Origin of the sequence: Sphaerimonospora sp. CA-214678 (assembly GCF_050942215.1) — a bacterium.
Taxonomy (GTDB): Bacteria; Actinomycetota; Actinomycetes; order Streptosporangiales; family Streptosporangiaceae; genus Sphaerimonospora.
Genome location: NZ_CP192056.1, coordinates 5129260 through 5149480 on the forward strand (window position 1 = coordinate 5129260; position 20221 = coordinate 5149480).

The window sequence follows — 20221 nt, forward strand, 5'->3', positions numbered from 1 at the left end:
GCCGGACGATGCGTTCGGTCGACGGCGCCAGTGGTGATGAGGGCCTTGTGTGGGGCAGGGTTAGGGCATGGATCTCGATCGGCTGGCCGGTGGCGCTCATCACGACCCCCACTCGATTCTCGGCGCCCATCTAAGCGGATCCGACGGGGTGACGATCCGCGCGCTGCGTCCCCTCGCCGAGAAGGTCGAGGCCCTCGTCGACGGCACGGCGCACGAGCTGACCCACGTCGCCCACGGGGTGTTCGAGGTGACCGTTCCGGGGCTGGACAAGGTCCCCGCCTACCGGCTCCGGATCACCTATCCGCAGGCCCCGCCGTACGAAACGGACGATCCGTACCGGCACTGGCCGACGCTGGGCGAGCTGGACCTGCATCTGATCGGCGAGGGACGGCACGAGCGGCTGTGGGAGGCGCTCGGCGCCCGGGTCATGCGCCACGAGGACGTCGACGGCACGGCTTTCACTGTCTGGGCGCCGAGCGCGCGGGGCGTGCGCGTGATCGGCGACTTCAACCACTGGGACGGCGTCGCCCACCCGATGCGCTCGCTCGGCAGGTCGGGCATCTGGGAGCTGTTCCTCCCCGGGATCGGGCCGGGCGCCCGCTACAAGTTCCAGATCCTCGGCGTGGACGGGGTCTGGCGGGAGAAGGCCGACCCCATGGCCCGACGCACCGAGGTGCCGCCGGCCACCGCCTCCATCGTCGAGCGGTCCGAGTACGCCTGGGACGACGAGGCGTGGATGTCGGCCCGGCCGGACCGCGACGCGCGAGCCGAGCCGATGAGCGTCTACGAGGTGCACCTCGGCTCCTGGCGGCCCGGTCTGTCCTACCGGGATCTCGCGGTCCAGCTGGTCGAGTACGTCACGGACATGGGCTTCACGCACGTGGAGTTCCTGCCGGTGGCCGAGCATCCCTTCGGCGGGTCGTGGGGCTACCAGGTCACGTCGTACTACGCGCCGACCTCGCGGTTCGGCACCCCCGACGACTTCCGCCATCTCGTGGACGAGCTGCACCGGGCCGGCATCGGCGTGATCGTCGACTGGGTGCCCGCCCACTTCCCGACCGACGAGTGGGCGCTGGCCCGTTTCGACGGCACACCGCTGTACGAGCACGCGGATCCGCGGCGGGGCGAGCACCCGGACTGGGGCACCTACATCTTCGACTTCGGCCGCCACGAGGTGCGCAACTTCCTGGTGGCCAACGCCCTCTTCTGGCTGACCGAGTTCCACATCGACGGGCTGCGGGTGGACGCGGTGGCCTCGATGCTCTATCTGGACTACTCACGCCGGGACGGCGAGTGGACCCCCAATATCCACGGGGGCAGGGAGAACCTCGACGCGATCGAGTTCCTGAAGGAGACGAACGCGGTCTGCTATCGCGAGGTCCCCGGCATCGTCACGATCGCCGAGGAGTCGACGGCCTGGCCGGGGGTGTCGCGGCCGACGCATCTCGGCGGGCTCGGCTTCGGCTTCAAGTGGAACATGGGCTGGATGCACGACACGCTCGCCTACCTCGCCCATGAGCCGATCTTCCGGCAGTATCACCACCACCAGATGACGTTCTCCCTCATGTACGCCTTCTCTGAGAACTTCGTGCTGCCGCTCTCGCACGACGAGGTCGTCCATCTGAAGGGCTCCCTGCTCGGCAAGATGCCGGGCGACGAGTGGCAGCGCTTCGCCAACCTCCGGGCGCTGTACGCGTTCATGTGGGCGCACCCCGGCAAGCAGCTGCTGTTCATGGGCGGCGAGTTCGGCCAGGGCGCGGAGTGGTCGGAGGCCGCCGGCCTGGACTGGTGGGTGCTGGACTTCGACTTCCATCAGGGGGTGCGGCGTCTGGTCCGCGACCTCAACCGGATCTATCGGCGGACGCCCGCGCTGTACTCACAGGACTTCACACCCGACGGCTTCCGGTGGATCGACGCGGACGACGCCGCGGGCAACACGTTCTCCTTCCTGCGGTACGGCGTGGACGGCTCGGTGCTCGCCTGCGTGGCCAACTTCTCCGGTTCCCCGCACGAGGACTACCATCTCGGCCTTCCGCTCGGCGGCGTATGGGAGGAGATCCTCAACACGGACGCCTACGAATACGCCGGCAGCGGCGTCGGCAACCTCGGCGTGGTCCGGACGGACGAGGTCCCCCACCATGGTCAGCCCTACTCGGCGCGGCTCCGCGTGCCGCCGCTGGGTGCGGTATGGCTGCGCCCGTCGACCGGCACCGAGATCGCTCCGGAAGGGCCGGCCTGATCGACCGGCCGGTCTGACGGCCCGGTGGAGTCTGTGCTCAGAGGTCCTCGCCCAGCAGGGCGTCCACCGACTCGATCGTGGCGGCGACTCGGATCCAGGCGTCGAGCCGGTCGAGGTCGTCGCACTTTCTGATCTTGTCACGGAAGCTGTCGGGCACCTCGATGTCGCGGGCGGACAGGACCTCGAGGATCGCCTCCGCCTTGCCCTCGGCCCTTCCCTCCGCTTTGCCCTCCGCTTTGCCCCTGGCGATGTTGTCACGGGCCCAGTCGCTGAGGTACTCGTAGTTCTCGGCCTTCAACTGCTTCTCCAAATGATCCCAGACCTCTTGGGAGAGCGCCGCACGCACCATGTCAGCGTACATACTCGCCTGGTCGTTATCGAGATTGTGCAGCGCGGTGAACAGGGCGCCGAGGATCTCGGGCCCCTGAGGCGTGTCGGCGTGGTGGATGACCGACAGCACGGCCAGCTCGACGTCTTCGGCCGCCCGGACGGGGTCGGTGACGAGCGGGACTTCGGTGGGTCCGACGACGAGCGGCGTCAGCACCAGCCCGGGATGGCCCAGGTCGATGGGGCGTGAGCACCAGTGGGCCGCCGGGGCATTGGGACAGATCACCAGCAGGACCGCCGGGCATTCCAGGCGGGCGCGCAGGCTGGTGAGGTACATCGGCCAGGACCAGAGCTTGTCGGTGTCGCGGCCGCGCTGAACCTCCACGATCACGCCCAGGACGGGCTTCGGGTCGTCATCGGAGTGCTTACGGCGGAAGACCACGACCGAATCGGAACGGCGTTCGGTAGGGGTGACCTCGGTCAGGTCGGCCGATTCGATGCCGGCGTAGTCGTAGTCGGGCAGTTCGACGTCCAGCGAATGCACGAGGAGATCGGCGGCCAGATCGGGTCGCTCGCGGAACAGACGGACCACGGCTTCGTGTTCGGCGGTTGGCACATGGTGACGGTAGACCTGAAGGCACAGGTGAAGCGGAGTGAAGACACTTTCCGTAATCGCCTTGTTACTCAATGCGGCAGCTCGAGAGAGCGCGTAGCGGCCGGAGATCTCGACCGGAAAAGCCTTAGTGGTGCCTTAAATGGAGATTAACCGGCCACCAGGGTGTTGACCCGCGGCCAACGCGAACGTAAGCTCCAGGATTAACTGATAGGAAACTTTCCTATGAGTTTCCGGGACACCCCCTACCTGGAGCGAGACTTGCGAAGAATGCTGCTGGGGTCCCTGGTAGCGGGCGCCGTGTTGATCGCGCCGCTGGCCATCGGGACCGCCTCCTCCGCCGCCACCTCGGCGACCGCCACCTACTCGACCGACTACGACTGGGGCACGGGCTTCCAGGGCAAGTTCACGATCAAGGCGGGATCGTCCGCCCTGTCGACCTGGAAAGTGGAGTTCGACGTGCCGTCCGGCACCACGATCAGCTCCGCCTGGGACACCGGTATGACCAGGAACGGCAACCACTACTCCTTCTCCAACCCCTCGTGGAGCGGCGGGCTGCCGGCCGGCGGCTCGGCCAGCTTCGGCTTCATCGGCGCGCCCGGCGGCGGGTTCACGCCGCTGAACTGCACGCTCAACGGCGCACCGTGCGGGGGCGGCTCGATCCCCACGCCCACACCGACCCCCACTCCCACGCCGACACCGACACCGACCCCCACCCCGACGCCGACGCCGACTTCCGGGCCGGGCGGCAAGAAGGTCATCGGCTACTTCACCAACTGGGGCGTCTACGGCCGTCAGTACTTCGTCAAGAACATCGTGACCAGTGGCTCGGCCGCCAAGCTCACGCACATCAACTACGCGTTCGGCAACGTCACCAACGGTCAGTGCACGATCGGTGACTCCTACGCCGACTACGACATGGCCTACACCACCGCCAACAGCGTGGACGGCCAGGCGGACACCTGGGACAACCCCAACGCGCTGCGCGGCGCCTTCAACCAGTTGCGCAAGCTGAAGGCCCAGTATCCGCACATCAAGATCCTGTACTCCTTCGGTGGCTGGACCTGGTCCGGTGGCTTCGGCCAGGCGTCGAAGAACCCCGCGGCCTTCGCCGACTCCTGCTACAACCTCGTCGAGGACCCGCGCTGGGCGGATGTGTTCGACGGCATCGACATCGACTGGGAGTATCCGAACGCCTGCGGTCTGACCTGTGACAGCAGCGGTCCGAACGCGCTCACCGACCTGGTGCGGGCGCTGCGCAACAAGTTCGGCAAGAACTACCTCATCACCGCGGCGATCACCGCCGACGCCGGCTCGGGCGGCAAGCTGGACCTCGCAGACTACTCCGGCGCGGCGCAGTACCTCGACTGGTACAACGTGATGACGTACGACTTCTTCGGCGCCTGGGACACGACGGGCCCGACGGCTCCGCACTCGCCGCTCACCTCCTACAGCGGCATTCCGATCGCGCACTTCAACAGCGACGCGGCGATCCAGAAGCTGAAGAACAAGGGCGTGCCGGCGAGCAAGCTCCTGCTCGGCGTCGGCTTCTACGGCCGCGGCTGGACCGGCGTCACCCAGAGCGCACCGGGTGGCACCGCGACCGGTGCGGCGTCCGGCACCTACGAGGCGGGCATCGAGGACTACAAGGTCCTGAAGAACAGTTGTCCGGCCAGCGGAACCGTCGCCGGCACCGCCTACGCCCACTGCGGCAGCAACTGGTGGAGCTACGACACTCCGGCCACCCTGGCGGGGAAGATGACCTACGCCAAGAACCAGGGTCTCGGCGGGACGTTCTTCTGGGAGCTCAGCGGTGACACCGCCAACGGCGAGCTGGTCAACGCCCTGTCGAATGGACTGAAGTAGCACAGCCCAACGGACTGAAACAACGCAGCCGGCGGACTGGAGTGCAGGCCCGGAACCGGCCGGAGTGAAACGGCCGCCGGAAGTGAAGTGACCAGACCGGTCGACACGGGCCCCCACACCTCAGAGGTGTGGGGGCCCGCTTTCCGTTTCGGCTCGTACCCACATCGCATGCCAAACCGTCGCTTAAGGTGGCATTTATGGACGCGACGAAGACGATCTTGGAGACCGTCGACAGGCTGCGGCAGCGCCGTACCGCCCCGCTCGTACTGGAACTGGATCTGACCGAGGGCCTGGCCGAGGGACCACCCGCCGATCCGCTCGGCGCGCTGCTGTCCATGCGGAAGGCACGCCTCACCGACGTGCTGTCCGGCCTCAAGCGAGCCCGGCGTGACCCCCGCGTCCAGGCCCTGATCGTCAAGATCGGCGGCGTTCCGCTCGGCCTCGGCATGGTCCAGGAGCTGCGCACCGCCGTGGTGAAGCTGCGCGCCGCGGGCAAACTGACGGTCGCGTTCGCCGAGACGTTCGGCGAGTTCGGCGCCGGAACCGTCCCCTACTACCTGGCCAGCGCGTTCGAGCGGGTCTATCTGCAGCCCTCCGGCGACGTCGGGCTCACCGGCGTGGCCCTGCAGCAGCAGTTCGTACGGGACGCCCTGGCGAAGGCCGGCGTCGAGTACCAGCTCGGCCAGCGCCACGAGTACAAGACCGCGGCGAACATGTTCACCCAGAACCGCATGACGGAGGCGCACCGGGAGTCGGCCGCCCGCATCGCCGAGTCGGTGACCGAGCAGATCACGGCCGGCGTCGCCGAGGGCCGGTCCCTGGACCCGGAACGGGTCCGTCAGCTGATCGACCAGGGGCCGTTCATCGGCGCCGAGGCCGTCGAGGCGGGCCTCGTGGACGGGTTGAAGTACCGGGACGAGGTCTACGCCGAGACCGTGGGCGAGGACGCCCGTCTGCTGTACGTGTCGCGGTATGCCAAGTCGGCGCTGCCCGGGCGACTGCCCCGCCCCGCCGCCGACGTCGTCGCGCTGGTCCACGGCAGCGGCTCGATCCGGCTCGGACGCAGCGGGCGGTCCCCCCTGGGCGGCGGGGGCGCCATGGGCTCCGACACGATCTGCGCGGCGCTGCGCGCGGCCCGGCGGGACGAGAAGGTCAGGGCGATCGTGTTCCGCGTCGACAGCCCCGGCGGGTCGTACGTCGCCTCCGACGCGATCTGGCGCGAGGTCGTGCTGGCCCGCGAGGCGGGCAAGCCGGTCATCGTGTCGATGGGCGATCTGGCCGCCTCCGGCGGTTACTTCGTCTCGATGGCCGCCGATCTGATCGTGGCGCAGCCCGGCACGTTGACCGGGTCGATCGGGGTTTTCGGCGGCAAGCCCGTCATCGGGGAACTTCTCGGCAAGCTCGGCGTGGTGACCGAGACCGTGGCCGAGGGCGCGAACGCCGGCATGTTCTCGACGACGCGGGAGTTCTCCGACGGGCAGTGGGAGCGGGTCAACGCCTGGCTCGATCGGATCTACGCCGACTTCGTCGGCAAGGTGGCGGAGGGCCGGCGCCTGGACCGTGACCGTGCACACGAACTGGCCAGGGGCCGGGTCTGGACGGGCGCCGACGCCATGAGACACCGCCTGGTCGACGAGATCGGCGGGCTGGAGGACGCGCTCATCATGGCCCGCCGCCGGGCCGATCTGCCCAAGAACGCACCGGTACGGATGTATCCGCGCATGCATCCGCTGGAGCGGCTGCGTCCACCGGAGTCGAGCGAGGACCGGTCCGCCGCGCGTGCCCGCGTCCAGTTGGAGGCGTGGGGCCCGGTCGCCCGCATCGCCGCCGATCTCGGGCTGCCGGCGTACGGCCCGCTCGTGCTCCCCGGTTCGTGGACGATCCGCTGACCGGGCCTCGGCCGCCGCGCCGAACCTCCGGCACGGCGGCGGGCGTCCGCCGCCCCGTGCCCGTCACGTCGGGATGACCACCTCGATGGGATCGAGGTCTCCGGGTGCGTCGCCGGGATAGACCCCGGACAGCATCGCACCGACCGTGTAGAGGTTCCAGGCGAGGGCGGGCTGCCTCAGCACGGGCGCAGCGAACATGTCCTCGACGGCGTCCTTCCTGACGATCTCCCACAGCGCGCCGTCACCGGCCGCGACGCCACCGAGCACGCCGTCCCTGAGCACCGCGGTCAGGCGCTCTCCCGGGCTGGTCCGCCAGTTCCAGCTCCCGGCGCCCTTCTTTCCCTTCGGGGCGGCCGGCTTCTGCGTGCCCGATTTCTGCCGGCCCGATTGCTGCTGGGCGGATTTCTGCTGGGCGGACGACCGTCTCCGGGCGAGCAGCGACTCCCACCGTGAGGGAGTCCGCTCGGCCATGAACCGCCACTCGGAGCCTTCGAGCGGAATCCCGCGAAGCTTCGGCGCGAACATGCCGATCAGCTCGTGGACGACCTCCTCCGAGCGGCGCCACAGCGGATCGAGGGCGAGCGCCGCCCCCACGACGCGGTTGTCGAGGAACGGCTGCACGGCGTCTCCCCTGCGCAGCGACCCGGCGCGCGCCGCCGCGTGCCATCTGCCCACCCGATAGGTGACGTACATGTGGTCGAGCGCTCCTGCGGGGTCCGCCTCCGCCCGTTCCAGCCACGGTGCCGCGAGCTCGCGGGCGTGGGCATTGGCGCCCTCGGTGAAAAGGGCCTCGTCCTTCAGGAAGAACGCCTCCACCCGGCGCCGCATCGCCGCCGGCGCGGGATTTCCCTGGCTGTAGAGGAAGCCGCCGCGCAGGATCTCCCCGCTCTGCCCGGACATGGTGAGCCTCGGGCTGTAGGGCAGATACTCCACGATGCTCTCGTACGCGGAGGTCATGCCCTCGCAGGTGCGCAGCACCTCATGGGTACGGCGCAGCGGATGCTCCACCAGCACCGCGTCCCGCCGCTCGGTACGTTTGGGCGCGATCACGTTGTGCTCGACGCCCAGTCTGGCGGCGATCCGACGGGCGATCACGACGTCCGGGTGATCGTCCAGGCCGTTGGTGGTCACCCGGAACGGCACTTCGGCCGCGTGCAGCAGCGCCGCCATGAGCCGGCTGTCACGCCCTCCGGTGAGCGCCAGGTTGACCTGGTCGGTCAGCGGCCTGACCGTCTCCACCAGCGCCTCGGCCAGCCCCTCGATCGCGGCGCGCCTGCCCCGGCGCGACGTCGGGACGGATCCGGTCCCCGGACGGACGCCGGGCAGCGGCGCCGTCGTGATCCGCCTGGTCCCGTCGTCCACCACCAGCGTCGACGACGGCGGCAGCGTGGAGACGCCGTCGTACGGGGTCTCGTCGGACAGGAAGTAGCCCTGGCGCACCATCGACTGCAGGGCACGCACGTCCCAGGCCACCGGCCCGCCGCCGCGGGCGACCAGGTGGACCAGAAGCGCGCGGTTTCCGACGATGTGCAGCTCCGGGGTCTGCGCGTAGAAGATCCCGCAGGCCCGCGTCATGTCGGTGACGGCGGTCAGCCCGCCCGGCTCGATCCGGATCGCGGAGAAGCAGCCGCGCGTGCCGCGCGCGACCTCTCCCATCGAGGAAGAGCCGAGCAGCCTGCCCACGTCGGCCCAGTCGAGCAGCCGTCCGGTGACGCCGATGGCCCGGTCCCGCGTGGCGGTCACCAGCTCGGGCCGGGCGGGGGCACCGTCCTCGTTGCCCCAGCCGAGCAGTACGGCTCCGGCGAGCCGGTGCCGAGCCGAGGTCACGGTGCCGGCCGGCACCGGGAACACCTGCTCGATCAGGTCCTCCGTCAAACGGGCGACCTGATCGAGCAGCGGCTCGGCGGAGGGGCCGTCCTTGCTCGCCACGGCGAGGAACACACGCATGAAGACCTCACATCAGCGGGATCGGGGGTCAGCGCACCAGACGATACCGGCCGCGAAGCCGGACGAACGGTGTTCTCCCGGCATCCACATAGTCGACCGCGTGGACCTCGCCGATGAACAGGGTGTGGTCGCCCGCCGGGACGACCCGCACCGTCTCGACCTCGATCGCGGCGACGCCGCCGTCCACGACCAGGGCGTCGCTGTACGGGCCGCGATGGTGGGCGACCCCCGACAGCAGCAGGCGCGCACCGGGCCGGCCGGCGGCGGCGAACCGCGAGGCGATCGCCTGCTGGCCGTCGGCGAGCAGGCTCACCGCCCACCGGTCCCGGCGCAGCAGCACCTCGGTCAGGTAGCTCGCCGAGCCCAGTCCGATCAGTACGAGGGGAGGGTCGAGCGACACCGATGTCAGGGATGTCACGGTGACACCGAGGTCGTCGCGGCCGTCTCGTACGGTGACCACCGCCACCCCGGCCGCCGCCTGAGCCATCGCCTCCGTGAACGGGCCGCTCAACGATCCCACTCCTTCTCCCCCTCGCTCCGCCGGACGAGTCAGACGAGCCCATTCTGGGTGAGCCAGTCCGCGGCCACCGCCGGCGGATCCTCCTTGTCGACGGCGATCCGCTTCATCAGCGACACGAGCGTGGCGGTGTCGAGCTTGATCGAGATCGCGTCGAGGGTCGAGGTGACCGTGGCGTCGACGCCCGCCGTGTAGACCAGGGGAGCGATGTTCTCGGCGCCGAAGGCGTTCTTGGTGTCCTGCAACGGCACCAGATCATTCAGCACGATCTTGGGGTCGGTGGTGAACACGTTGCCGACCTGGATCGTGCCGCTCTTGATGGCGTCGGCGGTGGTCGCACCGGTCGGCTTCCACTCCTTGAACTCGATGCCGTAGACGCTCTTGAGGTTCTCCTGCTGGCGCTGCTTGAACTCGGGCGGGCCGCCGACGACGAAGTCCTCGGACACCTTGGCGAGGTCCTCCATCGTGGCCAGGCCGTGCTTGTCGGCGGTCTCCCTGGTCACGCTCAGCGAGTTGTTGTCCTCCGCCGCCGACGGCGCCAGGAGCTGGAGTCCCTCTGAGAGCTTGGCCTTCAGCTCGGCGACGATCTCTTCCTTGGTCCTGGCGGTGCTGTTCTTGTCGACGAACGCCAGCAGTGAGCCGACGTACTCGGGCAGGACGGTCAGCCCGCCGCTCTTGATCTGGTCGTAGACGACCTCGCGGCTGCCGATGTTGGGCTTCTCCTCGACCGTGACGCCCTTCGCGCGCAGGCCCTGCGCGTAGATCGAGGCGAGCAGGACGCTCTCGGGGAAGTCGAAGGAGCCGACCACGACCGGCCCCGCCGTCCCTTCTGAGGCGGCGGGCGCTGAGGTGGCCGGGGCGGACAGCGGGTCGCCCCCGCCGCAGCCGGATAAGGCGAGCGCGGTCGCCAGGACTGCGGCGGCCGCGCCGAAGATACGTCGCATCATCATGAATCCCTTCACGGATTGGGATAGCAGGAAAAATCAGCAGATCAGCGGAGGTTGCGCACCCCCGGCGAGACGGTCACCCGCTGGAGCAGCGTGAATCCGAACTGGACGGCCAGGGCGAGCCCGGCCGCGAGGACCGCTCCCCCGATCACGTCGGCGTACGTCCTGGTGGCGATGCCGTCGATGATGAACCGCCCGAGCCCGCCCAGCCCGACGAAGGCCGCGATCGTGGCCGTCGACACCACCTGGATCGCGGCGAGCCGCAGGCCGAGCAGGATCAGCGGCAGCGCGACCGGCGTCAACGCCTGGAAGAGGACCTGCCGGCCGCGCAGGCCCATGCCGTACGCCGCGTCGCGCAGGTCGGGGTCGACCCCGCGTACGCCCTCGTAGGTGTTCACGAGGATCGGCGGGACGGCCAGCACGATCAGCGGGATCAGGACCGGCAGCGCGGTGCCGACACCGGCCAGCAGCACGACGAGCACGAGCAGGCCGAGCGTGGGAAGTGCCCGGGCGGCGTTCGCCGAGACGACGACGAGCAGCGCTCCCCGGCCCGTGTGCCCGATCAGCATGCCGAGCGGCACGGCGATCGACGCCGCGATCAGGAACGCGATCCCGGAGAACGCCAGGTGCTCGAGCAGCCGGGCCGGGATGCCGTACGGGCCGGACCAGTGGTCCGCGTCGCCGAAGAAGTCGATCAGCCAGTTCATCGCGCGTCCCGTCGTGCCCGGGACCAGGGGGTCAGCAGCCGCTGGGCGAGCACGAGCAGACCGTCGGCGAGCACGGCGAGCACCACGATGAGCACGATCCCCACGATGATCGGCGTGTAGAACTGACGCTGCCAGCCGTCGATGAAGAGGTTGCCGAGGCCGCCCTGCCCGATCAGTGCGCCGACGCTGACCAGGCTGATGCTGGACACGGTCGCCACCCGCGTACCCGCGAGGACCACCGGCACGGCGACCGGCAGCTCGACCTGGAGCAGCCGGCGCAGCGGCCGGAAGCCCATCGCCGTCGCGGACTGGCGCACGTGGTCGGGCACCGAGGCCAGCCCGTCCACCACCGCGGGGATCAGCACGGCCAGCGTGAAGAACGTCAGCGGCACGATGACCGTCGCCGGGGTCAGCCCGGTGACGGACAGGAAGATCGAGAAGAGCACGAGCGACGGCAGCGCGTACGTCACGTTCACCAGACCGGCGGTGGGCTGGTAGAGGCGGGGCCAGCGTACGCAGGCCAGGCCGAGCGGCAGGGCGACGAGCAGCCCGAGCAGCACCGGGACGAAGGCCATCAGCATGTGGCTCTCCAGCAGCGTGCTTATCGCCGACGGGCTGCCGTTGTCCCAGTTCCGCGTGATCCAGTCCCAGCGGATCAGCGGCTCGCTCCTCATGTGGGCGTCCCATCTCCGGTCTGCCCGCCGGCGTACTTCCGCAGCACCGCGTCGAGCGCCTCCCGCGTCGCCACCCCGAGCACACGGCCGTCTCCGTCGACGGCCACCGCCGTCCCATCGGGCGAGAGCAGCGCCGCGTCCAGCGCCACACGCATCGAGTCGGTCTCCGGGTCGAAGGTTCCGTACGGCAGGGCCCGGTCGTCGGCGTGCGCGCCGAGCGGGCGGTTCTCGTCGTCGAGGACGAGATCGGCGGGGACGGGGGCGAGCCGGACGTCCTTCGCCGAGATGAAGGACAGCCGGCGGATGCCGCGGTCACGGCCGAGGAACCCCCGGACGAAGCCGTCGGCCGGCTCGCTGAGCAGCGTGGCCGGTCCCGCCATCTGGGCGAGCCTGCCTCCCGTGCGCAGGACCGCGACCGTGTCGCCCAGCTTGATCGCCTCGTCGATGTCGTGGGTGACGAACACGATCGTCTTGCGCAGTTCGGTCTGCAGGCGCAGCAGTTCGTCCTGCAGGCCGGTACGCACCACGGGGTCGACGGCGCTGAACGGCTCGTCCATCAGCAGCACGGGCGGATCGGCCGCGAGCGCCCTGGCCACCCCGACGCGCTGCTGCTGGCCGCCGGAGAGCTGGAACGGATAGCGCGTCGCCAGCTTCGGGTCGAGGCCCACGAGCTCGATCAGCTCCATCGCGCGCGCCCGGGCCTTCTTCCTGTTCCAGCCCAGCAGGTACGGCACGGTCGCCACGTTGTCCACGATCCTGCGGTGCGGGAACAGACCGGCGTGCTGGATCACGTATCCGATGCCCCGGCGCAACGTGGCCGGGTCGGCGTCCCTTATGTCCCTGCCGTCCAGCAGAATCCGGCCGGAGGAGGCGTCGACCATCCGGTTGATCATCCGCAGCGAGGTGGTCTTGCCGCATCCGGACGGTCCGACGAGCACGGTGATCGCCCCGCCGGGCACCTCGATGCTCAGGTCGTCCACGGCGACCGTGCCGTCCTGATAGCGCTTGGTGACGCCATCGAATATGATCAAGGGTTTCGTCCCGTCGTTCCCGTCCTGCCGGTGCCGCCGGGATCGTGCCCATCCCCCGCGCCGCCGGCCCCCCGAACCCGCCCTCGCCTCCCGGCTCTGTAGCCCGCCCGGCTCCCTGCTTTTACCTCCGGCCCCTTGCCGAATGCCCGTCGCGTTGATGACTCTTCTGTTGATGACTCTCGACCGTCAGCTTACGACCGTACCTGCCGACCCGTCCGGATGGCCATGATTCCGAACACATGAATGATGCGCGAAGGGGACCGAATGCCTATCAATAAGGCATCTGAGGTGCGCCGACCCGTGATGTGTTGGCATGATTGGCCTCGGGCTTACCATCTGCCCTACGAACCACCCAGGAGGCGGTCGTGACTACATCGCTCACCGCTCAGCCGCTCACCGGGAGGCGCTCCCGGGGTGAGCTGGTCGCCGAGCTCTACGAGCGTCACGCCGCCGGGCTGTTCGCGTACTGCCACGACCAGCTCGGCGAGACCACGTCGGCGGCCGACGCCGTCGTGGCGGTGTTCGCGGCGCTGCCGTTCGCCGAGCCGCCGCGTGCCGTCCTCTACGCGCTGGCCCGCCGGGAGATCTACCGCCGGGACGTCAGCTACGCCATGCCGGCCGTCGACTCTGCCGCCGACCCCGCCACCGCGCTCATCGAGCGGGTCTTCCGCGACATCCGGCCGCACCAGCGCGAGGTGCTGCTGCTGTCCGCCGTGTGCGGGCTGACGACGCCCGAGCTGTCGCTGGTGCTCGACGTCGCCCAGGACACGGCCGAGGACCTCACCGCCGGGGCCAGGCACCGCTTCACCCAGACGATGGCCACCGCGGTGTCGGCCGCCAGGTCGGCGCCTTTCCTCACGTCCGAGGTGGCCGAGGTCTACGACGCGATCGGCGTCGCCCCCATCGAGGACGTGCTGGCGCGGCTGCCCTGGCACCGACCGGCCGGTGCCGTACGCGGCCGGGTGCTGTCGTCGCTGCCCAGCCAGGATCCGGAAGCCGCCGCGGCCGCTCCCCCGCTGCCGATCAAGCGGCTGTGGCCGACCGCGCCGTCCTGGCCGCTGCCGCTCAGCGCGCCCGACCAGGTCAGCAACACCTGCGTGTTCCCGGCCGGCGCGGTCCCCGCCGACACGGTCCAGGGCGGTACGGCAGAGGCCGAGACGTTCTCGGCCGGTTCCCTCGATCCGACCAGGCCCAGGCGGAGGGCCAAGCACGAGGCCACCACCGAGCCCATGCCCAAGCTGCGCGGCTCGCTGCTGACCGCGCTCACCGAGGGCCGCATACGCAGGCGACGGGCCACTGCGGCCACGCCCCCCGCGGTGGACGCGCCGGCAGACGCCGCCGCACAGTCCACGCGGTCCGAAGCTCCGGTGCCGGCGGCGCCCGCCGCCTCAGACCCCATCACAGAACCGTTCGACGCGTTCCGCCCACTGGATCAGGAGAACGCGCCGAAGCGGAAGGAGACCGGCGACGGTCGGCGGGCCGCCGCCAAGGCGGTCTCCATTCCCGTGGAGGGCGAGGGCGCCGCGGAGACCAGAGCCTCCGTGGAGTCCGGGGCTTCGATGGAGACCCGGGCGTCCATGAAGACCCGGGCCTCCGTGAAATCCGGGGAGGGCGGGGCGCGAGCGCGGAGCAAGCGCGTCAGGAATCGCGACCGTCACTACGACTGGGCGTGGGAGCTGGTCGGCTTCCTGATCTGCCTGGCCATCACCCTGCTCGTGTTCTTCGCGCTGCCCAACCTGATCACGCCCTGATCGTTCGGGCGAGAATGACGCCTCGGCGGCACAAGGAGCCCCGGGCCGGACGTCACGATGATCTTCCGCAGCACAGATCGTCCCCCACAGCGCATCCGTGAGCGGTGGCCGACCGGCCGTGCCCGTCGCAATGATCAGCGCTGCGCCGCCGTGCCCGGCGAGGCCGGATGGCGCGGCAGGGGAACCTCTCCACCACGCATCCCTCGAACGGAAAACTAGAACGGCTTCTAAATATCGGCCCGAGTGCGATCCGGCCGAGGCGGCCATGGGCGCATGATCAACCAGAGAAGCGCCCAGGCGTGCGGGTATCCCCGACCAACCGGTGATCCTTACGGAGAACGGCGATCAGATAACGTGTTCTCATGCGTACCTCGCGCGCGGCCGCCGACGGCCCGGCGCCACCGCCGAAGGGCGCCACCGGTGTCCGCGGCAGAAGCCAGCACCAGCGACGCCGGCGCATCATCCAGGCGGCGGCGGCGCTCGCCTCCCGGGGAGGCGTCGAAGCCATGCAGATGCGCACGGTCGCCGAGCGGGCGGGCGTGGCCCTCGGCACGCTCTACCGCTACTTCCCCTCGAAAATGGATCTCGTCGTGGCGGTGGTGAGCGAGGAGATCGACCTGCTCGAGACGAGCATCGAGCGCCGTCCCCCCGCCTCGGCCACACCGGCGGGCCGGGCCGTCGACCTCCTGATGCGCGCCACCCGGGGCCTCATGCGCGAGCCCGAGCTCGCCGACGCCCTCATCCGCTCCCTGATCGTGGCCGAGGTTCAGACGCCGTTCGGAGACCGGCTGGCGCGGCTGCTGCTGCGGGCCGCCCTCGTCGAGAGCCGGGCGGACGAAGGCACCGCGGGCAGGACGGTCTCGGACGCGCCCGGCACCGAGGCGGGTACGGCCGACGCCGGCGGGGAGCGGCTCTCGCTCGCCGAGTCGCTGGCCGCCATCTGGGTCTACGAGCTCCTGGAGATGCTGCGCGGTCAGCGCACCTACGACGAGATCCAGTCACGCATCGAACTCGCCGCAGAACGCCTCCTGGCCGACTTCTAACCCCCCTCTCCCCCCCCGTGATCTTGCGAATACTCGCAGGCTTGCCTTCCCACCTGCGGATACAGCATTCGTGATCTTGCAGAAACTACACGAAGAGGCCGATGACCACGAGTAATACCCTCCGTGATCTTGCACTGCAAGATCACGGAGGAGAGACTCGCAGGTCAATGGGGGCACATGCGAGAAACTGCAAGATCACCAAGCCGATCCGTGCAGCTCAAGCCGGACGTGTGCGAGTAATTACAAGATCACGGGGGGGAGGGGGGTGGTCAGGGCCAGGGGGAATACTGCTCGGGGTCGCCGCCGCCGGCCAGCAGGCGGAGATCGGCCTCGACCATCATGGCGACGAGTTCCTCGAAGGACACGGTCGGCTCCCAGCCGAGCTGCGTCCTGGCCTTCTTCGGATCGGCGCAGAGCAGGTCCACCTCGGCCGGCCGGTGCAGCGACCGGTCGAGCACGACGTACCGCTCCCAGTCGAGCCCGGCGGCGCCGAACGCGGCCTCCACCAGCTCACGGACCGAATGCGTACGGCCGGTGCCGATCACGTAGTCCTCGGGCGTGTCGGCCGTCATCATCATGTGCATCGCGCGGACGAAGTCGCCGGCGTAGCCCCAGTCGCGGCGTGCCTCGAGGTTGCCCAGGCGCAGTTCGGCCGCCATGCCGAGCTTGATCCGCGCGACGCCCAGCGAGACCTTGCGGGTGACGAACTCCGCTCCCCGCCGGGGCGACTCGTGGTTGAACAGGATCCCCGACACCGCGAACATGCCGTAAGACTCACGGTAGTTCTGCGTGAGAAAGTGCCCGTACGTCTTGGCCACGCCGTACGGCGAACGGGGATGGAACGGCGTGCGCTCGGTCTGCGGCGTCTCCCTGACCTGGCCGAACATCTCCGAGGACGACGCCTGGTAGAACCGGATCCGCCCGGCGGCCGCCCCGCGCGAGGCGGTGATCCCCGAGCAGACGCGGATCGCCTCCAGCATGCGCAGCACGCCCATCCCGGTCACCTCGGCGGTGAGCTCGGCCTGCTCCCACGACATCGGCACGAACGAGATGGCGCCCAGGTTGTAGACCTCGTCGGGCTGCACCTTCTCCACCGCGGAGATCAGCGATCCCTGGTCGAGCAGATCGCCGCGGACGAGCCGTACGTCCTGGAGCAGTCTGCGCACGCGCGGCACCCGCGGGTTGGCCTGGCCGCGTACGAGACCCCAAACCTCGTAGCCCTCGCTCAGCAGGTGTTCCGCGAGATAGGAGCCGTCCTGACCGGTGATGCCGGTGAGCAGCGCACGCCTGGTCAACGGATCCTCCTCGCCTGAGTCCAACTCTGGTCTGTGATGACGCGAATGTACCGCCATGCCCGCTCACAGCCCCATCCGTCCGGCCATTCGATACTAGAACGCGTTGCACCGAATGACGTTCCAGTAAGCTAACCGCGCAGGTCCGGCGGCCTGTAGGTAAAGCGGGGAGCAATTCCACCTTGCCGTTTCCCCACAGGGGTCCAATGGTAAGGTGCACTGGCAGCCCCCACAGGGGCACGGCTGGGAAAACGGCTGGAAAGGGGTGCCGCTTGGCGGAGAGGCTGCGAGTCGCGCTGCTGTCCTACCGCAGCAAACCCACCTGTGGCGGTCAGGGGGTGTACCTGCGCCACATCAGCCGCGAACTCGTCGCACTCGGGCATCACGTCGAGGTCTTCTCCGGCCAGCCGTACCCGGAGCTCGACGAGGGCGTCATACTCAACGAGGTCCCCAGCCTGGACCTCTACCGGGACGAGGACCCGTTCCGCACCCCGAAGCTCGGGGAGTACCGCGACTGGATCGACGCGCTCGAGGTCGCCACGATGTGGACGGCGGGCTTCCCCGAGCCGCTGACGTTCAGCCTGCGCGCCTACCGCGAGCTCAAGAAGCGCGTCGGGGACTTCGACGTGGTCCAGGACAACCAGACGCTCGGCTACGGCGTGCTCGGCATCCAGCGGCATTTCCCGGTGGTCGGCACCATCCATCACCCCATCAGCGTCGACCGGCGGATCGAGCTGGAAGCCGCCAAGGGATGGAAGAGGCTGTCGATGCGCCGGTGGTACGGCTTCGTGCGCATGCAGAGCTTCGTCGCACCCCGGCTCAGCCCGATTCTCACCGTCAGCGAGTCGTCCCTCGCCGACATCCACCGCGACTTCGGGGTCCCGCAGTCCAACATGCGGCTGATCCCGCTCGGCGTCGACACCCGCTTCTTCCACCCTCGCCCGCGGTTGCCCAGGCGTCCGGGCTCGGTCGTGGCCGTGGCCAGCGCCGACTCGCCGATGAAGGGGGTCGCGACGCTGCTGCGCGCGATCGCCAAGCTCGCCACGGAGCGGGAGGTCGACCTGACCGTGGTCAGCAGGCCGACCCCCGGCGGGCCGACCGAGAAGCTGGTCGCCGAGCTGTCCCTGCACGACCGGGTCCGGTTCGTGCACGGTATCTCCGACGAGGAACTGGCCGAGCTGATCGCCACCTCCGAGGTGTCCGTCGTCCCCTCGCTGTACGAGGGCTTCTCGCTGCCGGCCGTCGAGCACATGGCGTGCGGGACACCGCTGGTGGCCAGCCGTACGGGCGCCCTGCCCGAGGTCGTCGGCGACGCCGCCGTCCAGGTCGCTCCGGGCGACGCCGAGGAGCTCGCGGCCGTGCTGCGGCGGCTGCTCGACTCCCCGCAGGAGCGGGCGGCGATCGGCCGCAAGGGCTACGACCGCGTGATGGAGCGGTACGCGTGGCCGGTCGTCGCGCGGCGCACCATCGAGGCGTACGGCGAGGCCATCGCGGCCCGTCGGGCCCGCACCGGCCGTACGGCCCGCTGACCGATCCGACCCGAACCCTCCCGCGATCACGAAAGGTGGGGCGAGTGCTGACCGTCGACTTCAACCGGCTGCCCGTCGGGCCGGGAGACCGCGTTCTCGACCTGGGCGCCGGCGGGGGCCGGCACGCCTTCGAGGTGCTGCGCCGGGGCGCCGACGTCGTCGCCTTCGACATGGACGCCGCCGAGCTCGAGGGCGTGGCCGCCATGTTCGCCGCGATGGACAAGGAGGGCGAGGTGCCCTCCGGCGCGTCCGGCGAGACCGTGGTCGGCGACGCGCTCGACATGCCGTTCCCGGACGCCTCGTTCGACCGCGTGATCGCGGCAGAGGTCCTGGAGCACATTCCCGATGACATGACCGCGATGCGGGAGATCGTCCGGGTGCTCAAGCCCGGCGGCCGGGCCGCCGTCACGGTGCCCAGTTTCCTGCCCGAGCGGATCTGCTGGGCGCTCTCGGAGGAATATCACACCGTCCCCGGCGGCCATATCCGGATTTATACCTTGGCGGAGCTCCAGGCGAAGCTGAAATCCTGCGGACTCGAGGTGGGCGGCCACCATTACGCCCACGGCCTGCACGCGCCGTACTGGTGGATCAAGTGCGCGGTCGGCGTCAAGAACGACGAGCATCCGCTGGCGAAGGCGTACCACGAGCTGCTGGTCTGGGACATCATGAAGCGTCCTCTGATCACCCGGGTCGCCGAGGCCGTGCTCGACCCACTGATCGGCAAGAGCGTCGTGGTCTACGTCCGGAAGCCGGCATGACGGAGGTCCCGGACACACTGCCGGCGGTCTCCGGGATCATCACGCCCGATCAGGTGCTGCTGACGGCCCGGAGCATCGCGGCGATCCAGGAGCCCGACGGGGGCGTGCCGTGGCCGGACGGGCACGTCGACGCGTGGAACCACATCGAGTGCCTGATGGCGCTGACCGTCGCCGGCCTGCGCGACGAGGCGCGCCGCGGCTACGAATGGCTCGTACGGCACCAGCGGCCGGACGGCTCCTGGCCCATGAAGGTGGTCGGCGGTACGCCGGCCGACGCCGCCGGGGAGTCGAACCACGCCGCGTACATCGCGGTGGGCGTCTGGCACGACCTGCTGGTGACCGGTGACGAGGCCTTCGCCCGCGCGATGTGGCCGGTGATCGTCAGGGCCCTCGACTTCGTGACCGGCCTGCGGACGAGCCGGGGCGAGATCCTGTGGCAGCGTGACGCCGAAGGGGTCCCCGCGGCGTACGCGCTGCTCACCGGATGCTCGTCGATCTACCAGGGACTGCGCTGCGGCGTGCTGCTCGCCGAGCGGCTGGACGACCCTCAGCCCGACTGGGAGCTCGCCGCCGACATGCTGGGACACGTGATCGCCGCCCACCCGGAGGCGTTCACCGACAAGAGCCGTTTCTCGATGGACTGGTACTACCCCGTGCTCGGCGGTGCCGTACGCGGGCCCGAGGCGGTGCGGCGGTTCGACCGGGACTGGGACACCTTCGTCGTGCCCGGCCTGGGCGTGCGCTGTGTCAGCGACGAGCCGTGGGTGACCGGAGCCGAGTCGTGTGAGCTGGCACTGGCCCTCGACGCGACGGGCCTGCGCGAGCGGGCCCTGGACGTGTTCGCCGACATGCAGCACCTGCGGCACGAGGACGGCTCCTACTGGACCGGCTGGCAGTTCGTGAACGGCAGGCACTTCCCGCACGAACGCTCGGGCTACACGGCGGCCGCGGTGATCCTCGCGGCCGACGCCCTGTCGGAGGCCACGCCCGGCTCGGGCGTGTTCCGCGACACCGGCGGCCATCTGGGCTCGGGAGGCGACCAGGTCGGCGGCACCGACGACTGCGGCTGCGAGCGCGCCCCGGCCTGACCA

At 69.8% G+C, this 20221-nt stretch carries 16 protein-coding genes; 8 read left to right on the top strand and 8 right to left on the bottom strand.

Annotation, left to right across the window (positions count from 1 at the left end; genetic code table 11):
• The first annotated feature begins 67 nt into the window (after positions 1 to 67).
• Entirely contained in the window at positions 68 to 2239 is a 2172-nt protein-coding gene (gene glgB, locus ACQP1K_RS22915; RefSeq protein ID WP_433497754.1) for a 1,4-alpha-glucan branching protein GlgB, read from the top strand.
• Positions 2240 to 2276: 37 nt separating this feature from the next.
• On the opposite strand, the gene ACQP1K_RS22920 is transcribed toward glgB, so the two are convergent.
• Complete coding sequence (locus ACQP1K_RS22920; RefSeq protein ID WP_433497755.1) at positions 2277 to 3182, bottom strand: hypothetical protein; 906 nt, start codon at positions 3180 to 3182, stop codon at positions 2277 to 2279.
• A gap of 267 nt (positions 3183 to 3449) precedes the next feature.
• Between ACQP1K_RS22920 and ACQP1K_RS22925 the strand changes: the two genes are divergently transcribed.
• Positions 3450 to 5045 (top strand): glycosyl hydrolase family 18 protein, encoded by a 1596-nt coding sequence (locus ACQP1K_RS22925; RefSeq protein ID WP_433501623.1) that lies wholly within the window; start codon positions 3450 to 3452, stop codon positions 5043 to 5045.
• 197 nt (positions 5046 to 5242) lie between these two features.
• Complete coding sequence (gene sppA, locus ACQP1K_RS22930) at positions 5243 to 6934, top strand: signal peptide peptidase SppA (RefSeq protein WP_433497756.1); 1692 nt, start codon at positions 5243 to 5245, stop codon at positions 6932 to 6934.
• 63 nt (positions 6935 to 6997) lie between these two features.
• Here sppA and ACQP1K_RS22935 read toward each other — a convergent pair whose 3' ends face one another.
• Genes ACQP1K_RS22935 through ACQP1K_RS22960 form a run of 6 tightly spaced genes read right to left on the bottom strand, consistent with a single transcriptional unit; the run spans position 6998 to position 12757 of the window.
• Positions 6998 to 8881 carry an asparagine synthase-related protein gene (locus tag ACQP1K_RS22935; protein ID WP_433497757.1) on the bottom strand — a complete coding sequence of 628 codons (1884 nt, stop codon included), beginning with the start codon at positions 8879 to 8881 and terminating at the stop codon, positions 6998 to 7000.
• A 28-nt stretch (positions 8882 to 8909) separates the two neighbouring features.
• On the bottom strand, positions 8910 to 9401 hold the full coding sequence (locus tag ACQP1K_RS22940; RefSeq protein WP_433497758.1) for a flavin reductase family protein: 492 nt from the start codon (positions 9399 to 9401) through the stop codon (positions 8910 to 8912).
• Between the two features lie 29 nt (positions 9402 to 9430).
• Positions 9431 to 10348: an ABC transporter substrate-binding protein gene (locus tag ACQP1K_RS22945; RefSeq protein WP_433497759.1), complete on the bottom strand. Its 918-nt coding sequence runs from the start codon at positions 10346 to 10348 to the stop codon at positions 9431 to 9433.
• Positions 10349 to 10389: 41 nt separating this feature from the next.
• Positions 10390 to 11052 carry an ABC transporter permease gene (locus ACQP1K_RS22950; protein WP_433497760.1) on the bottom strand — a complete coding sequence of 221 codons (663 nt, stop codon included), beginning with the start codon at positions 11050 to 11052 and terminating at the stop codon, positions 10390 to 10392.
• Positions 11049 to 11726 (bottom strand): ABC transporter permease, encoded by a 678-nt coding sequence (locus ACQP1K_RS22955; protein ID WP_433497761.1) that lies wholly within the window; start codon positions 11724 to 11726, stop codon positions 11049 to 11051. Before ACQP1K_RS22955 ends, ACQP1K_RS22950 begins: the two co-directional genes overlap by 4 nt.
• Positions 11723 to 12757 carry an ABC transporter ATP-binding protein gene (locus ACQP1K_RS22960; protein ID WP_433497762.1) on the bottom strand — a complete coding sequence of 345 codons (1035 nt, stop codon included), beginning with the start codon at positions 12755 to 12757 and terminating at the stop codon, positions 11723 to 11725. Before ACQP1K_RS22960 ends, ACQP1K_RS22955 begins: the two co-directional genes overlap by 4 nt.
• A 365-nt stretch (positions 12758 to 13122) precedes the next feature.
• Here ACQP1K_RS22960 and ACQP1K_RS22965 point away from each other — a divergent pair, with 365 nt between their 5' ends.
• Both ACQP1K_RS22965 and ACQP1K_RS22970 read left to right on the top strand, forming a co-directional pair.
• On the top strand, positions 13123 to 14508 hold the full coding sequence (locus tag ACQP1K_RS22965; RefSeq protein ID WP_433497763.1) for a hypothetical protein: 1386 nt from the start codon (positions 13123 to 13125) through the stop codon (positions 14506 to 14508).
• A gap of 362 nt (positions 14509 to 14870) precedes the next feature.
• Positions 14871 to 15551 (top strand): TetR family transcriptional regulator, encoded by a 681-nt coding sequence (locus ACQP1K_RS22970; protein ID WP_433497764.1) that lies wholly within the window; start codon positions 14871 to 14873, stop codon positions 15549 to 15551.
• A 269-nt stretch (positions 15552 to 15820) separates the two neighbouring features.
• On the opposite strand, the gene ACQP1K_RS22975 is transcribed toward ACQP1K_RS22970, so the two are convergent.
• Positions 15821 to 16846 carry a GDP-mannose 4,6-dehydratase gene (locus tag ACQP1K_RS22975; protein ID WP_433497765.1) on the bottom strand — a complete coding sequence of 342 codons (1026 nt, stop codon included), beginning with the start codon at positions 16844 to 16846 and terminating at the stop codon, positions 15821 to 15823.
• Between the two features lie 269 nt (positions 16847 to 17115).
• Between ACQP1K_RS22975 and ACQP1K_RS22980 the strand changes: the two genes are divergently transcribed.
• The 3 genes from ACQP1K_RS22980 to ACQP1K_RS22990 are packed head-to-tail and all read left to right on the top strand — an operon-like array spanning position 17116 to position 20218.
• Positions 17116 to 18372 carry a glycosyltransferase family 4 protein gene (locus ACQP1K_RS22980; RefSeq protein WP_433497766.1) on the top strand — a complete coding sequence of 419 codons (1257 nt, stop codon included), beginning with the start codon at positions 17116 to 17118 and terminating at the stop codon, positions 18370 to 18372.
• A gap of 44 nt (positions 18373 to 18416) precedes the next feature.
• On the top strand, positions 18417 to 19130 hold the full coding sequence (locus tag ACQP1K_RS22985) for a class I SAM-dependent methyltransferase (RefSeq protein WP_433497767.1): 714 nt from the start codon (positions 18417 to 18419) through the stop codon (positions 19128 to 19130).
• The gene (locus tag ACQP1K_RS22990) at positions 19127 to 20218 is read left to right on the top strand and encodes a prenyltransferase (RefSeq protein ID WP_433497768.1); all 1092 of its coding nucleotides are present in this window, start codon (positions 19127 to 19129) and stop codon (positions 20216 to 20218) included. Before ACQP1K_RS22985 ends, ACQP1K_RS22990 begins: the two co-directional genes overlap by 4 nt.
• The last annotated feature ends 3 nt before the right edge of the window (positions 20219 to 20221 follow it).

Bases quoted from the DNA above. Each gene is read 5' to 3' on its own strand.
- ACQP1K_RS22945 (WP_433497759.1), bottom strand. From the start codon at position 10,348: ATGATGATGCGACGTATCTTCGGCGCGGCCGCCGCAGTCCTGGCGACC.
- ACQP1K_RS22925 (WP_433501623.1), top strand. From the start codon at position 3,450: ATGCTGCTGGGGTCCCTGGTAGCGGGCGCCGTGTTGATCGCGCCGCTG.
- glgB (WP_433497754.1), top strand. From the start codon at position 68: ATGGATCTCGATCGGCTGGCCGGTGGCGCTCATCACGACCCCCACTCG.
- ACQP1K_RS22950 (WP_433497760.1), bottom strand. From the start codon at position 11,052: ATGAACTGGCTGATCGACTTCTTCGGCGACGCGGACCACTGGTCCGGC.
- ACQP1K_RS22955 (WP_433497761.1), bottom strand. From the start codon at position 11,726: ATGAGGAGCGAGCCGCTGATCCGCTGGGACTGGATCACGCGGAACTGG.
- sppA (WP_433497756.1), top strand. From the start codon at position 5,243: ATGGACGCGACGAAGACGATCTTGGAGACCGTCGACAGGCTGCGGCAG.
- ACQP1K_RS22990 (WP_433497768.1), top strand. From the start codon at position 19,127: ATGACGGAGGTCCCGGACACACTGCCGGCGGTCTCCGGGATCATCACG.
- ACQP1K_RS22935 (WP_433497757.1), bottom strand. From the start codon at position 8,881: ATGCGTGTGTTCCTCGCCGTGGCGAGCAAGGACGGCCCCTCCGCCGAG.
- ACQP1K_RS22970 (WP_433497764.1), top strand. From the start codon at position 14,871: ATGCGTACCTCGCGCGCGGCCGCCGACGGCCCGGCGCCACCGCCGAAG.